This window comes from Thermoflavimicrobium dichotomicum, assembly GCF_900114055.1.
Taxonomy (GTDB): Bacteria; Bacillota; Bacilli; order Thermoactinomycetales; family Thermoactinomycetaceae; genus Thermoflavimicrobium; species Thermoflavimicrobium dichotomicum.
The window spans coordinates 79,191-94,642 of record NZ_FORR01000009.1; the positions used below are offsets into that span (position 1 = coordinate 79,191).

Sequence of the window (15,452 nt, forward strand, 5' to 3'; positions counted from 1 at the left end):
CTCCTTCTAAGTCTTGATGGATAGCTTTCTTTGTCGATGGATCCAACCGAACTCTATTCTAAACTATTTTATTTTAACATAAATCGGCTTCAGATATGAGCATAAAAAAGCATCTACTTGCAAGAAGTAGATGCGTCAAAAATAGAACAATTATGGTACGATCTATCAAATCTATGCACTCTCTTCTTTCAGATTGATCACACGGCCTTCTTTCGTCGTTAGTTTCGGAGGCATTTTATCGAGTACGGTTTCCTTCGTAACCGTACACTTAATGACATCATCACGAGATGGCAGTTCATACATCACATCCAGCATAATGGATTCAATAATCGCCCGAAGGCCACGAGCTCCTGTTTTCCTCTTGATGGCTTCTCTTGCGATCGCTTCCAAAGCTTCTTTTTCAAATGTGAGTTCAACATTGTCCATCTCCAGAAGCTTGCTATATTGTTTGCACAAGGCATTTTTGGGTTCTGTCAAAATGCGGACCAATGCCTCTTCATCGAGCGGCTCAAGGGTCGAGATGACCGGCAACCGTCCAACGAACTCTGGAATAAGCCCAAATTTGAGCAAGTCTTCTGGCATTACAAATTTTAGATACTCACCTGGTTTCAAATCCATTTTTTGGGCATCTGCACCAAAGCCAATGACTTTTTTACCCATGCGACGTTTGATGATTTGTTCCAGACCATCAAATGCCCCACCACAGATAAACAATACATTGCTCGTATCAATTTGGATAAATTCTTGGTGTGGGTGTTTCCGGCCACCTTGTGGCGGTACACTTGCAACCGTTCCTTCCAAAATTTTGAGCAGTGCCTGCTGCACGCCTTCACCTGATACATCACGGGTAATCGAAGGATTCTCCGATTTTCGCGCCACTTTGTCAATTTCGTCGATATAGATAATCCCACGTTCTGCTTTTTCTACATCATAATCAGCTGCCTGAATCAATTTGAGCAAAATATTTTCTACGTCCTCACCTACATAACCTGCTTCGGTTAAGGACGTTGCATCCGCAATGGCAAAAGGAACATTCAGAATTTTTGCGAGCGTTTGAGCGAGAAGCGTTTTACCACTTCCGGTTGGACCTACTAACAGAATGTTACTTTTCGACAGTTCGACATCATCCATTTTGGTTGATGTATTGATCCGTTTGTAGTGATTGTATACCGCTACAGAAAGCGCCTTTTTCGCATGTTCTTGCCCAATTACGTATTGATCCAGAATGGCACAGATCTCCTGCGGCTTCGGCAGGTTCTGCAAATCGATTTCTTCTTCGTTTCCCAGCTCTTCTTCGACGATTTCATTGCACAGCTCGATGCACTCATCGCAGATGTAAACACCTGGGCCCGCTACCAGTTTACGAACCTGGTCTTGTGATTTCCCGCAAAAAGAGCATTTTAGCTGGTTTTTTTCTTCGTTAAATTTGAACATAGAAGTCACCCCTTTCTATCTTTACGGGTGGTAATCACCTCGTCAATAATACCGTATTCTTTTGCTTCCTGTGCTCCCATGAAATAATCACGGTCGGTATCACGGGCAATTTTTTCAATCGGTTGCCCTGTCCGCTCAGACAAAATACGGTTGATCTGATCTTTGGTACGCAAAATCCAGTCAGCATGAATCTTGATATCCGTTGCCTGGCCCCTTGCACCACCTAAAGGTTGATGAATCATCACTTCACTGTTAGGTAATGCATAACGTTTCCCCTTCGTACCCGCGGCAAGCAAAAAAGCCCCCATACTTGCAGCAAGGCCCATGCACATCGTGGAAACATCCGGTTTGATAAATTGCATGGTGTCGTAAATGGCCATTCCAGCGGTTACAGAACCACCTGGAGAATTTATGTACATATGTATATCCTTTTCAGGATCCTCCGCTTCCAAAAACAGAAGCTGTGCCACGACCAAATTGGCAACATGATCATCGATTGCACTGCCAATAAAGATGATCCTGTCCTTCAACAGTCGAGAGTATATGTCATAGGCGCGTTCCCCTCGGTTGGATTGTTCAACAACCATTGGGATCAAGGGCATAAAATACACCTCTTTCGGGGTTTGTTGTCATTCTATCCTTCACTTCACCTGTCAGACAAGGAATTTCAGGTAGAATGGGTTTGAAAAACAAGGCACGTATTATACGTGCCTTGTTTTCCTTTCTCTATAATCATTATGCCGCATTTTTACTACTCAATACAAGTAGATCGATGGTTTTCTTGGTGATGAGTTGTTCCTTGATTCGCTCAACTCCACCTTCACCCAACCAGCGGCGAATTTCTTCGACATCTCGTTCCATTTGTTCTGCAAGCTGGTTGATTTCCTGTTCTACTTCTTCATCCGTTACTTCGATATTTTCTGCTTTTGCAATGGCTTCCAGCACGAGATCTGCACGAACTTTTTTCTCAGCATCCGCTTTAAACTGTTCCCTTATTTTCTCTTCTTCCTGACCGGTAAACTCCAGATACATTTTCAGATCCAAACCTTGATAGCGCAGTTGTTGCTCAAACTGCTGCAACATGTGATCAACTTCCCGCTCGATCATGACAGGCGGAATATCGATTTCTGCCTTTTCCGCAGCCTGTTCAACAAGCTGGTTGCGAATATAATTCTTTCTCTCCGTGTCAGCACGATCCTGTAACTTTTTCTCAATATCTGCTTTTAACTCATCCAACGTATCAAACTCACTGACATCCTGGGCAAATTCATCATCGAGTTCAGGCAAGTTGAGACGTTTGATTTCATGCAATTTGACTTTGAAAGTAGCTGGTTTGCCAGCCAGGTTTTCCGCATGATACTCTTCTGGGAAAGTAACCTGAATCTCTTTCTCTTCGCCGGCTTTCATTCCGAGCAGTTGCTCTTCAAAGCCGGGGATAAAGGTACCAGAGCCTACCTCAAGTGTATACTTCTCAGCTTTTCCGCCTTCAAATGCTTCGCCATCCATAAATCCTTCGAAATCGATGATGACACGGTCACCATTTTCAACCGCCCCATCTTCAACTACTTCCAACTGGCCTTGCTGCTTTTGCATTTTGGTCAGTTCAGCTTCGACATTCTCTTCGGTTACTTTAAAGTCATCCTCAGGTACTTCCACTTCCAGGCCTTTGTATTCGCCTAGCTTCACTTCTGGTTTTACCGTTACTTTTGCTTTGAAAATCAGGCTTTTTCCTTTTTCAAGCTGCTCAATGTCGATTTCCGGACGGTCCACAGGTTCGATTCCCGTTTCTTTGATAGCCGCTTCATAAGCTTCCGGCAACAAAATTTCCAACGCATCTTCATATAATGCTTCGACTCCGAAGCGTTGTTCGAAAATAAAGCGTGGAACTTTTCCTTTTCTGAATCCAGGTACGCTTACTTTCTTCACTACTTTTTTAAATGCTTGATCCAATGCTTTGTTTACTGCTTCGACATCTGTTTCTACAGTAAGGATTCCCACATTTTTTTCTGTTTTTTCAAAACTGGCTTTCATCGAATTGCTACCTCCTGCGGAATCTATTTATCCCATCTGGCAAAGCATGAGGGACTACTTTTCGGGAGATTAAGTAAAATGTCCAATACTCACAACCATTTCATTATATCACAGGGTTACTCCATTGCAATAAATCAAGCCGCGTTCATGGCTTTGGTTATATTGGTAAATTCTCACTGACTGGATGCAAACAAAAAATTCTTGAAAAAAAGACGGAATTTACCGCAACCGCTTCCCATTCCCCAATGTACGACCAATTATGTATTTTTCTTCCCTGAGCTTAGACCATTGTAATATATGAAAGCCCTGTATGTAAAGACTATACTCGAATCCGTCGTGATCAAAATCAACCCGAACACAAAAAAGAATAATGCGAAATTATCATAAAAATGTTATAATAAAGATAAATTAATATTTTCCAACTCTACCTTTCATTCAAAGGAGAGGGTTCCTTCATGATAGAACAATGCAAACATTTTATCGAAGAATGGCTTGTGGAAAATTATAGCCGAAGAGATATTTTTTTTGAACTGGACGAATGCTGGGATGTGTTAAGCAATCAAGAAGTTGAGCCGATGCAAGTCATCCATATTTTTGACGAATTAAAGAACAGGAACATGATTTCCCATACTTTTACCCTTCAATTTTATTCAGTGGCCAAACAAAACAGTCCTGAAATGGAATATGTCATGTCGGTCCTTCAGTACAATGATACCTTGTACAGTCAACCCTTTGTGCAATTTACAAACAATGGCTGTTGGGACAAGAAAAAAACGCTTGATTTCTTTGCAAAAGTGCTCTCTTTCAATGCAAGCGGGGAAGAGCAGAATCCAGTAAATCAAGAGAATCTCGACCCGGAAGATCACTTAACCAATGAATCTGCTGATGAAGAAACAGAACAACGCATCCTGTCCACAGCCCTTCCCAAAGACAGACAAATCCATTTCCAACCCTTACTGATTGGAGGCGAAGACGAAATGGAAAAGAACCTGGAACAAAGTGAACGTCACTCCTTTACCTTTTATCCAGATTCTTCAATCACCGACCCTGATCCTTCACGATCCATTCATCCCCATCAGGATATTTCCGCACAGCTGGAACATGTCATTCATCAACTGGAGACAGGCATTGAGTTATCTGCCCGTATCTACCTGAAGCAGGGAGACATCAAGGAATTGATGCGCATCTTGCTGGAAGTGCAAAATGAACTGTGCGAGATCAAAAACTCCCTTGACAACGAAATGAAACAAGAGGCCTGACCAATGGATATCAAACAAATCGTTACTGACTATAAACTCTTTATTGATACAAGTACACTCATGTCTCCCCATGCTCTCGAATTTCTGATGAATAAACTCTCCGTGCAACTGCATCAAAACCGCCAACAAGCCATCATACCCAACAAGGTGGTGGAAGAAATCAACAAACATCTCGCCAATCCCGAAAAAGGAAAGCGGCAATTGGCCGAGCAAGCCATGGATATCCTGGAATATTACAGTCAATATCAACTCATCCGTATTCTGGGTGACAAAAATGATCCTTTCCTGGACCAGACCATTCTCATGGTTTTTACCCGTTTTCGTACTCAATATAATCTTGCCCTCATTACCCAGGACCGTGGATTGGCTTTTGATGCAAACAAACTCAACCAGCAAGAAGCCGTCTTCTCCCGTAAACAGATTCTCACGCTCAAGATTGATCGAAACGGAAAATTGGTTCCATGGGACTTCCGCAAAAAAAACGCACAGCCAAAGAAAGGGCCATACCGTTTTCCACTCGCTACCAAAGTTCGGAGCAATCTGGACCAGACATTAACCGTTTCTCATATCCCTGCTCTTCACGACTCTGTCTATTCCAAACGTTTTGGCCATCTTCGCCTGATCAAACAGATCGGCAGTGGCGGAGAAGGAGATATTTTCGAAACAGAAAACGGACTGATCTGCAAGATCTACAAAGAGAAAGCACTTACCCAAGGACGTTTGGACAAGCTCCAGCGAATGACTTCTTTTACAGTACATCAGGCAGGAATTTGTTGGCCCAAAGACATCGTTTTAAACAAACAGGGGCAATTCGTCGGCTACTTAATGGATAAGGCCAAAGGAGAACGGATGCAAACCTCCATTTTTGCCAAACCCGTTTTATTGAAGAAACATCCTGATTGGACACGCAGGCACCTGGTCCAACTCGGCCTGACCATTTTGGAGAAGATTAAATATTTGCATGACCATCATATTATCATTGGAGATATCAATCCATGCAACATCCTGATCCAAAACGAACGGGAGGTGTACTTCGTCGATACGGACAGCTATCAGATTGCTGATTTTCCCTGTCCAGTCGGAACCGTCAATTTCACTGCACCCGAAATTCAGGGAAAAAACTTCAAAAGCTTTTTGCGGACTTTTGATCATGAATACTTTGCGGTGGCTACCCTCGTATTTATGATTCTCTTGCCCGGCAAGCCTCCTTTTGCCCAACAAGGCGGGGGCACCCCGGCAGAAAATATCAAAAACCATCTCTTCCCCTATCCTCTAAAAGACAAATCAACCAAAAAAGCTCCAGACGGCCCTTGGCGTTTTATATGGAGTCACCTCCCCTATCGGACCAAAGAGGCATTTTACCAAGTATTTAGTGAAAACCAACGAATCAGTACGGATCAATGGATCGACATACTCAACCACTATCTCACACTCATTCACCAAAATAAAGCCAGTGATGAGCTTTTTCCCAAGGGATACAAAATCCCGGATAACAAAAGAACCTGGGCTTACTGTCAGGAAAAAGGCTGTGGCAAACATTTCGAGATTCATCAGGATCGAAAAAACACACTCGAGCAGAACAAACGCAAAATTTTATGTGATGAATGTCTGGAAAAGTTAAGGTTAGAAAAACTGAAAAAACAGCTGCTGGAGCCTTCATCGGGTTCCGAGCCGTCCAGCTGGTCTGAACCGTATATTTCTTCTGCTCCTCCATCACCACCCAAGCAGCACAAACCCCGTCCCAAACCACCAAGACCTCAGCCCAGTCCAAGATCTCAACCCAATCGACAGCCCAATTCCACACCACCATCCAATCCTTATCAAAACAAATCCATATTGGATATCTTCTTTGATTGGCTCAAAAGCAAACTTTAGGAGGTTTTTATGGACGATTTATTTTTGCAACATAAAGAATTGATTGAAAATCCAACAGCCCGTGTACCCATCTGTCTGGTTCTGGATCGAAGCGGTTCGATGAGTGGCGAACCAATTGCTGAGTTAAATAAAGGGGTTCAGTTATTTATCCAAAGCATCCGCCGCGACGATATCGCTGCAGCCGCTGCAGAAATTGCGATTGTTTCTTTTGGCGACGAGGCTCCGCGAAAAGAATTGGATTTTGGTAGCATTGAACGTCAAAAAGTTCCCTATTTGACGGCCTCAGGACTGACACCGATGGGTGCTGCTGTCAATATGGCCCTCGATATGCTGGAATTGCGCAAAAAAATGTACCAGCAAACCGGGGTCGATTACTATCAACCATGGATGGTTCTCATGACAGACGGTGCACCTACCGATGATATTACGCAAGCAGCCGAACGCTCTACCCAACTTGCCCTGGCGCGGAAACTCACCGTGTTTCCCATCGGAATCGGTCCTCATGCTGATCTTTCTGCCCTGAAACAGTTTTCACCCCGGCGTGATCCTGCCAGACTAAAAGGCCTCAACTTCAGTCTATTCTTTGAATGGCTCAGTAAAAGTGTATCTGCTGTTTCCCAATCAACCCCAGGCGAAAGAATTCCACTTCCGAAAACAGGCGGGTGGGACGAACTATAACCCTATTTGATGGAGTGGAAATCCATGATATCTGAATGGAAAGCAGTAAGTGCTCATGTGATGGGTCGGTCTCATATGAAAAAACAGCTCCCCTGTCAAGATCACACCTTTCACATCACCCAAAATGATGTGACAGCCATCGTTCTTGCTGACGGTGCCGGTTCCTGCCCGCGTTCACATGAAGGAGCAGAAATCGCCACAACCCATTGCGCCTATCTTCTCACCCATTCTTTTACGGACATGATCGAAAAGGGAGACAGAGAGCTTGCCCAAATGATTTTATCCGAAATAAAAAATCAGTTTCCGATCGACGAAAATGAAAAAGATCCGGTTGAATCCATGAAACAGTTTGCCTCTACTCTGTTATTTGTCGCTGTTAGAGACGACACTTACCTCGCAGGCCATCTGGGAGATGGCTTAATCGCCTATCAAGAAGGAGAAGAGTGTAAAATTCTCTCGTATCCACAAAATCATGAGTTTATCAATACGACTTTTTTTACCACTTCGCTCGATGCACTGGAACATTTTCAGTTTTACCGCGGTTCCGTCCAGCAAATTCATGGATTTATGCTTATGTCAGACGGATCTGCCGAATCGCTTTATTCCCGAAAAGATCAATCATTAGCTACTGCTGTAAACAAAATGATGGGATGGCTGGAAAAATATCCAACCGATGTCGTGCAGGAAGCCTTAATGCAAAACTTAAAATCCATGTTACGCGAAAAAACGATGGATGACTGCTCTCTCGCCATGATGAAAAAATTGAGGACAAACGAAGAAATCGTCTAAGAAAAGCCCCTCTGTCCCCGACAGAAGGGCTTTTCTGATGTTTTTTATCATGAAAAGGACTATGCAAACCAATCTTCGTATATTTCCATCTTCCCATTTAAAATAATAATGGAACCGGAAATTATCATAATATTTATTTATTATTGATTAATATAAATACTTGTATTAAAATAGACTTGAACAGTTGTGAAATCGTTTGCATAAACTAATGGGCAGTTATGTCATAAGCAGTTTTAAATCAGGGATATCCGTATTCAATGTGCTATTTATTGTGTTATTTTGCGAAAACGTTTGCACAGGAGGTTCTTATGAAAAAATCCCTATTTTTCTTTCTTGTTTTGACTCTCTTACTTAGTTTCATTTCTTATACAGGAGAACTTAAAGCGAGTGCCCTTTCTTCCACCGATTGGCAAGAAAAAAGCATTTATTTCATCATGACCGATCGCTTTTCCAACGGTGATCCATCCAATGACAATTATGGTGGATTTCATGCCGATAAAAATGACCCTCGAAAATATCATGGAGGCGATTTCCAAGGAATTATCAATCAGTTGGATTACATTAAAAACATGGGTTTCACTGCCATCTGGATCACACCTGTTACCATGCAACGCAGTGCCAATGCCTATCATGGTTACTGGACTTATGATTTTTACAGTATTGATGGTCACCTGGGAACCATGGACAAGCTAAAAGAATTGGTACAAAAAGCGCATGCCAAAAATATCGCAGTCATGCTAGATGTTGTAGCTAATCATACAGGTGATTTTCAGCCGGGCAGTTATGCGAAAGCCCCTTTTGATCAATATGATTGGTACCATCATCATGGAGAAGTAATAGATTGGAATGATCAATGGTGGGTAGAAAATGGAGATGTTGCGGGACTGGATGACCTGAATCACGAAAATCCAGCTACTGCGGCAGAATTAAAGAAATGGATTGCCTGGTTGGTTCAAACAACAGGTGTAGACGGATTACGAGTAGATACTGTCAAGCATGTCCCCAAATGGTTCTGGAGAGATTTTGATCAAGCTGCGAATACGTTCACGATCGGTGAAGTATATCATGGAGATCCAGCGTATGTCGGCGATTATACCAATTACTTGGATGCAGTTCTAGATTTTCCAATGTACTACACCATCAAAAATGTATTTGGGCAAGATCAATCCATGTACCAACTGAAAGACCGATATGCACAAGATTACCGTTATAAAAATCCGATGACCAATGGTTTATTCATTGACAACCATGATGTACCGCGTTTCTTAAATGAAGCATCCGGAAAACCGGGACAATCCTGGGATAAATGGCCGCAGTTAAAAACAGCACTCGGTTTTATCTTTACTTCACGTGGGATCCCCATTGTATATCAAGGTACAGAGCAAGGATTTAGCGGTGGGCAGGATCCTTACAATCGTGAAGATATGGTTTTCAACTCCAATCATGAGCTCTATAAATATATCGCTAAACTCAATTACATCCGAAATACCCATCCAGCCTTACGTAAAGGCTCACAAAAAGAGAAATGGGTAGATGATACATTCTATGCCTTCCAGCGCTCCTATAATGGTGATGAAGTGATTGTCTTGATCAACAATTCGTGGAATAGTCAAACACGGACCATTCCAAACCTGGACAATCTATCCAATGGCACAACCTTGTACAACCAAATGGGATCAGACTCCGTCCAAGTGAGCAATGGCTCTATTACTACCACACTAGGCCCAAAGGAAGTAAAGATTTTCACAAAATAGAACCACCCAAAAAAAGTTGTTTTCAAACAATGGTATCGGGATTTGGCTATACTACCCACTTCCAGAATAATAAAACCCGCTTCCAAAGCAATGGAAGCGGGTTTTGGCGTCCCAGGAGAGATTCGAACTCCCGACCGACGGCTTAGAAGGCCGCTGCTCTATCCAGCTGAGCTACTGGGACACGCTGTCATATCGATCTTTCAAACGAACGATTTTATTTTATAACGCCCTACCTTTTTTGTCAACAGGAAAATTTAAAAACAGCCATGGGCTGGTGGCATCTTTCTCAAAAAGAAAAAATGCCACCACGCTCATGAATTTCTTTTCCATCGATTTGATGATACGTAGCTTTTACCTGTTTGTTGACGACTTCCAAACAAGCATAAGTCGGATAAGGAAAGCCGCGTGGATAAGAAATGCTTCCGGGATTCAGCAATAAAACATCACCCATTTTTTCACAAAAAGGATAGTGAGAGTGACCGAAACAAACAATATTGGCTCCGACCTCTTCACCCCGGTATTTCACTGGAAGCGGTGTCGTTTTGACACGCCACTTATCCCCATGGGTAACATAAAACCTTAAACCTGCTCCCTCCCATATGGCCTCTTCAGGTACATCTTCCCAATCACAATTCCCTTTGACAACCGTCATGGATACGGAGGGGAGCTGATCTCGATCCGTGCAAAAATCTCCACAATGAATCACATGATCCGGAGATTCCCGCTCAATAATCTGGTTAAGTAAATTCCCTTTTCCATGAGAATCACTTACCAATAATACTTTCATTTCATCACCTTCTGCTCAAACGAATACTCTTTCTTTAGTAGAGTTAGCAGTTGTTCTGTTGCCTTTGCCCGATGGCTCAGTTGGTATTTGCGTTCACTTGGAAGTTCTGCCATCGTTTTCTTCTCCGTTGGAAGATAGAATACAGGATCATAGCCAAATCCTTCGGTCCCTCTCGGTTCAGTGATGATGAAACCGCTGCACTCACCACGTACGATTTTTGTCTCTTCTCCTGGAATGGCCAGGGCCATCGCACAAACATAAAATCCCTGTCGTTCCTCTTCAGGGATCGACTGGATACGTTCGATCAACTTTTGGTTATTCTCTTCATCTGTGGCATTGGGTCCTGCATAACGGGCCGAATAAACGCCGGGTTCTCCGTTTAGGGCAGGAACCACCAATCCAGAATCATCCGAAATGACCGGGCCTCCAATAACCCGACTGATCGTTTCTGCTTTTTTCCGCGCATTGCCCTCAAATGAATCCTGATCCTCATCCACTTCGGGTAATCCAGGGAAATCATCCAGCCCTTTTACTTCCAGATTCAGTTCTGCAAACAAATCACGGAATTGCTTCAGTTTCCCTTTGTTTCTCGTTGCTATTAATATATAAGAAAATGGCCAAGCTTTCATTCCGATGATCCTCCTGCTGTTTCTCCTTCTTTCATTTCTGCTTTTTCTTCTGCTTTTTTGCCGACCAGTTCAGCAATCTCTCCCAAAGTCTCCTTCTGGATCGCAATGAGATGATCTACTCCATACTTAGCCAAACGGAGCAAATCCGTCAACTGTTCAGACGAAAAAGGAGCTTCCTCACCTGTTCCTTGAATTTCCACATACTTACCTTTACCCGTCATAACCACATTCATATCCACAATAGCCGAAGAATCTTCTTCATAACATAAATCCAAACATGGATTATCTCCTACAATTCCTACACTTGTCGCAGCCAAAAAATCATTGACAGGCAGATAGGGCAGGGTTCCATTTTTCACCAGTGCCGCCAGAGCATCGACCATCGCTACAAATGCCCCGGTAATCGAAGCCGTCCTTGTTCCACCGTCCGCCTGGATCACATCACAGTCCAACCACAAGGTTCTCTCTCCCAGTACGTCCAAATCCACCACGGAGCGTATCGCTCTACCGATCAGTCGCTGAATTTCCATTGTCCGCCCGCTTACTTTTCCTTTACTCGCTTCCCGAATCGTCCGTGTTTGGGTTGCCCGCGGCAGCATGGAATATTCAGCAGTAATCCATCCTTTTCCAGAGTTGCGCAAGAAAGGGGGAACACGATCTTCCACTGTCGCTGTACAGATCACCCTGGTATCTCCGATCGAAATCAGTACCGAACCTTCTGCCGGCTTTATGTATCCACGAATCATCTCTACTTTTCTCAATTCGTTATAGGTTCGTCCGTCAACCCGCAATGAATTTCCCTCCTGTATTCATTCACTTAAGTATAGCATACCCTATGAGGCGAAAGTTGAATAAAAAGAAAAAAGGATGATGCATGATCATCCTCATTATAACTCACTTGGATTGATCATCTGTGGACGGCTAATGGGTGCATCAATATTTTCTCCTTTTTGTCCAAAGACTCCCACGGTATTTTTACCATTGACTGTAATTTTCACTTTGGAAACCGAATTATTTTCAGTCAGAGAAAGAACGATGGATTGCAGTGCATCTTTGGATGCTGTTTTCGTGCTGTTGTACTGCAATAACTGCTCTCCAAAATCAGCGGTAACCATATCGCCTTTGGTAGAGACCTGATTGACCTCCGTATTGGCATCAATGACACCAAACAGGGATGAATTCTGTTTCGGGCCTTTGATCAACTCTTTCAATGTCGCTTCGGCTACATTCTCCTGCCGATGAACCATTCGGGTCACTGGTACAAAATATACCATATTTTCTTGGTTTTGTCCCAAAAAGTAAATCGTGACAGGCATACTCTGATTAATATTGACTCCTTCTGTCACTTCTACATTGATCCCGTTCTCCCGGGTCAAATGTTGGGCCGGTGTGTGTCCCTGGGGCATGGCCTCCAACGGTTTTCCATCTACCCAAATATTGACTGCCTTAATATCATCAAAATCGGTCAATGTCCAGGTCACAGCATCCAGGATTTTCTTTTCTAATTTTTTATCATAGTTCAAAAATTCCCTGGAGAAATCGACATTGGCCACTCCAGCTTGTACATGAAGCCCCTTCACTTTTGTACCTTTTGGCAAGACAGCCGAGAATCCTTGTGGTAAATGAGACTGGACAGGTCCGCCTTCAACCAGATAAGACAGTACTTTTTTGGCATCCATTTCCTTTTTGGCTACTGGAATCGTATACGGAACAACATACCCTGTTTCTGTCAGCAAGTATAACTCCGTTCCATTTTTTCGCTTCTCTTTCAAGGCCTGACTTTCATTTTGGGGTTTGGTATTGACCAGATGGGCGTGTTCTTTTTGTACATGCTCTGGCGGCGGGTCAATTTCCTGGGAAGATTTCGAATCAGGCCCAAACAAACAACCGGTTAACATGAGCGGAAAAAGCAAAGTGACTGCTGCAAGCCGTCTTTTTTTATCAAACATGGATCAATTCCCTCCTAGGACAAAGCTTTTATTACATGTATACGAGCCCTAGGAGGTTTTAGCACTTAACCAACAAAAAACTTTTGTGCCAAAGGTGTGTTGATCATCGGCAGCTCCACTTTTTCCACCTGAACCGTTTGTCCCAACCAATCTTTCGCGATTTGGGCAAACGTTTCTGGACAGCCCGTTGTAAAAAAGCGATGAAACTTTTTCTTTTGCGCCAACAGGCCTTGATGGTGCAAAATGGTGCTCAATTCTGCCGCTGTCTCTTCAGCCGAACTGATAATTTTCACTTCCTCCCCCATCACCTGGCCAATTAAATCAGCAAGCAGGGGATAATGTGTACAGCCCAAAATCAACGTATCCATCTGTTTGTCCTGAAATGGCTTTAACGCTTCTGCCACCACTTCAAAAGCACGAGGTGAATGATGGCCACCGCTCTCAACCAAAGGAGCCAGGGTTGGGCAAGCCAAACTGTGAACAGTCAAAGATGGATGAAGATCTGCCAGAGCTTTCTCATAGGCTTTGCTTTTGATGGTTCCCTGTGTACCGATGACACCGATCTGTCCATGACGGGTCACTTTGATCGCCGCTCGTGCACCTGGTTCAATCACCCCCAGTACAGGGATGGAGAGCTCATTTCGCACTTCTTCCAGTGCAGCTGCAGTCGCCGTGTTGCAAGCGATCAAAAGCGCTTTTAATGGAAATTGCTGAAGGAAACGGATAATTTCAAAGGTAAACTTCCTAACCTCTGACATCGTCCGTGGACCGTACGGACAGCGCAACGTATCTCCAAAATAGTAGATCGTCTCTCTTGGCAGTTGACGCATCACTTCTTTTGCGACCGTTAGTCCACCCACTCCTGAATCCAGAATTCCTATGACATCATCATTTTCGGGTCGATTCACTGTTTCATCTCCATTCTGCTCTTACCAACAATCCTACGCAAAAGAGTTTTCATTTTAAATATCCTTCATTTCATGATATAAAATAGCCAAATGTTTTTTGATCTCAATTGCTTCGTCTTCAGATATATGCGATAAAACTTCAGCCAGATATTGCCGACGGGCTTCCAGCACTTCTTTAATGATTTCCGATCCCCGCTCCAACAGATGGATACGTACAACACGACGATCCCGTTCATCACGCACGCGAGCGACAAGCTGGTTTTTCTCCATACGGTCAATGAGATCCGTCATGGTACTGCAAGCGAGATACATTTTCTGACTCAATTCGCCAATCGTCAAATCCCCTTCTTTTTCGAGCCAAAGCAAAGCATTGAACTGGGGTGGGGTGATGGGAAAATGATGAAGAATTTCTCTTCCTTTTCTCTTTACAATAATACTCATTTCCCGCAGTAAACGTTCAATCTCGTTTACTGTCTCTGGCGATAGTGGACGATGTTTTTCTTCGCTCATTTGCGTCTCCTTTAACTCCCATAATGGAAAAACTTATTCGAAAGCAAGTATATAAGAAAAAATGGATTCTGACAAATTTAAAACGAATCCTTCCCTACCTGCATCACGTATTGAGCCCAATCGCCACTATGGATATAGATTCCTTTCTTGATCAAAAAATCCCGATCTTTATAAAAATAAACAAAAGCTGGTATTTGCTCTTGTTCTGGAAGATGTACCAGCATTTCGACTCTTTCATAAAGATTGTCTGGATGAGATAGACCATAATAATCTTCCAATTCGTCCACTCTTTTCAATATCGCCAAATCGATTTGATAGATTTCCCCCATCACTTGATCCTGACCTGCAATCATGCCCGGGTACCCTTCTCGGGTATCATACAAGGCCCCTTGTACCCATGCTCTTGGAAAAGCCAGCCTGGCTCCCCGTAGAACATCATGGTACTTCATTCCCATCCGCAGTGAACCGTAGGCAAACAGATACATCAGCAACACCTGCCACTAAAATATGGACAAAAGCTATGCACGTCCAGAATTTTCCTGCTTCAGCGTGTCCCACCCCGCATATTGGCTACCCAGGTGGAAGCTGTGGTGGATCTCGGTGTAGACTTTCCATCCTCAGATAGAGGAGTGGTCTATTGTTACGCTTTCAATACTGGCAAGGAAAGATCAACTCTACTCTTTCAATCCTCTAAAATAAGTGTATTCCATTGTTACTTGATGATTGAAAAAAAAGTACCATGTTGGCTTTGGTTTCAATCCTCTTATAGAGGTGTATACCATTGTTACTGCCGATGCCCCTAGGCCTTGATTTTTCCGGCTTCCAGAGACCTTTTGCGAACACCTCCCG

Annotated in this window: 14 protein-coding genes, 1 tRNA gene and 1 pseudogene; 5 read left to right on the forward strand and 11 right to left on the reverse strand. The window is 43.3% G+C overall.

Going from position 1 to position 15,452, the window contains the following annotated elements; all coding sequences use genetic code 11:
• Positions 1–171 precede the first annotated feature (171 nt).
• The 3 genes from clpX to tig all read right to left on the reverse strand — a co-directional run bounded on the left by clpX (position 172) and on the right by tig (position 3,465).
• Positions 172–1,434, reverse strand: a complete 1,263-nt coding sequence (clpX, locus tag BMZ78_RS10530) for an ATP-dependent protease ATP-binding subunit ClpX (protein ID WP_093230181.1) — start codon at positions 1,432–1,434, stop codon at positions 172–174.
• 5 nt (positions 1,435–1,439) lie between these two features.
• The gene (gene clpP, locus BMZ78_RS10535; RefSeq protein WP_093230182.1) at positions 1,440–2,036 is read right to left on the reverse strand and encodes an ATP-dependent Clp endopeptidase proteolytic subunit ClpP; all 597 of its coding nucleotides are present in this window, start codon (positions 2,034–2,036) and stop codon (positions 1,440–1,442) included.
• Positions 2,037–2,169: 133 nt separating this feature from the next.
• Complete coding sequence (gene tig, locus BMZ78_RS10540) at positions 2,170–3,465, reverse strand: trigger factor (RefSeq protein WP_093230184.1); 1,296 nt, start codon at positions 3,463–3,465, stop codon at positions 2,170–2,172.
• Positions 3,466–3,920: 455 nt separating this feature from the next.
• On the opposite strand from tig, the gene BMZ78_RS10545 reads away from it, so the two are divergent.
• From BMZ78_RS10545 to BMZ78_RS10565, 5 genes and pseudogenes are all read left to right on the forward strand, one after another.
• Positions 3,921–4,724 (forward strand): hypothetical protein, encoded by an 804-nt coding sequence (locus BMZ78_RS10545; RefSeq protein ID WP_093230185.1) that lies wholly within the window; start codon positions 3,921–3,923, stop codon positions 4,722–4,724.
• A 3-nt stretch (positions 4,725–4,727) separates the two neighbouring features.
• Positions 4,728–6,599 carry a protein kinase domain-containing protein gene (locus BMZ78_RS10550; RefSeq protein ID WP_093230187.1) on the forward strand — a complete coding sequence of 624 codons (1,872 nt, stop codon included), beginning with the start codon at positions 4,728–4,730 and terminating at the stop codon, positions 6,597–6,599.
• Positions 6,600–6,608: 9 nt separating this feature from the next.
• Positions 6,609–7,277, forward strand: a complete 669-nt coding sequence (locus tag BMZ78_RS10555) for a vWA domain-containing protein (RefSeq protein WP_093230188.1) — start codon at positions 6,609–6,611, stop codon at positions 7,275–7,277.
• Between the two features lie 24 nt (positions 7,278–7,301).
• On the forward strand, positions 7,302–8,066 hold the full coding sequence (locus BMZ78_RS10560; RefSeq protein WP_175482410.1) for a PP2C family serine/threonine-protein phosphatase: 765 nt from the start codon (positions 7,302–7,304) through the stop codon (positions 8,064–8,066).
• Between the two features lie 401 nt (positions 8,067–8,467).
• Positions 8,468–9,820, forward strand: a pseudogene (locus BMZ78_RS10565) (alpha-amylase family glycosyl hydrolase); the annotation flags it as partial.
• Between the two features lie 104 nt (positions 9,821–9,924).
• On the opposite strand, the gene BMZ78_RS10570 reads toward BMZ78_RS10565, so the two are convergent.
• The 8 genes from BMZ78_RS10570 to BMZ78_RS10605 form a co-directional block, all read right to left on the reverse strand.
• Positions 9,925–10,001 (reverse strand) — tRNA-Arg (locus tag BMZ78_RS10570).
• Positions 10,002–10,106: 105 nt separating this feature from the next.
• Complete coding sequence (locus BMZ78_RS10575) at positions 10,107–10,607, reverse strand: metallophosphoesterase family protein (protein ID WP_093230193.1); 501 nt, start codon at positions 10,605–10,607, stop codon at positions 10,107–10,109.
• Positions 10,604–11,236 carry an XTP/dITP diphosphatase gene (locus BMZ78_RS10580; RefSeq protein ID WP_093230195.1) on the reverse strand — a complete coding sequence of 211 codons (633 nt, stop codon included), beginning with the start codon at positions 11,234–11,236 and terminating at the stop codon, positions 10,604–10,606. Before BMZ78_RS10580 ends, BMZ78_RS10575 begins: the two co-directional genes overlap by 4 nt.
• Positions 11,233–12,027, reverse strand: coding sequence for a ribonuclease PH (rph, locus tag BMZ78_RS10585; protein WP_093230196.1), 795 nt, complete (start codon positions 12,025–12,027; stop codon positions 11,233–11,235). Before rph ends, BMZ78_RS10580 begins: the two co-directional genes overlap by 4 nt.
• A 96-nt stretch (positions 12,028–12,123) precedes the next feature.
• Complete coding sequence (locus BMZ78_RS10590; protein WP_093230198.1) at positions 12,124–13,185, reverse strand: GerMN domain-containing protein; 1,062 nt, start codon at positions 13,183–13,185, stop codon at positions 12,124–12,126.
• Positions 13,186–13,250: 65 nt separating this feature from the next.
• On the reverse strand, positions 13,251–14,093 hold the full coding sequence (racE, locus tag BMZ78_RS10595; protein ID WP_093230199.1) for a glutamate racemase: 843 nt from the start codon (positions 14,091–14,093) through the stop codon (positions 13,251–13,253).
• A gap of 54 nt (positions 14,094–14,147) precedes the next feature.
• Positions 14,148–14,603, reverse strand: a complete 456-nt coding sequence (locus BMZ78_RS10600; RefSeq protein WP_093230201.1) for a MarR family winged helix-turn-helix transcriptional regulator — start codon at positions 14,601–14,603, stop codon at positions 14,148–14,150.
• Between the two features lie 77 nt (positions 14,604–14,680).
• A complete protein-coding gene (locus BMZ78_RS10605; protein WP_093230202.1) occupies positions 14,681–15,088 on the reverse strand; it encodes a gamma-glutamylcyclotransferase family protein in 408 nt (135 codons plus the stop codon).
• Positions 15,089–15,452 lie beyond the last annotated feature (364 nt).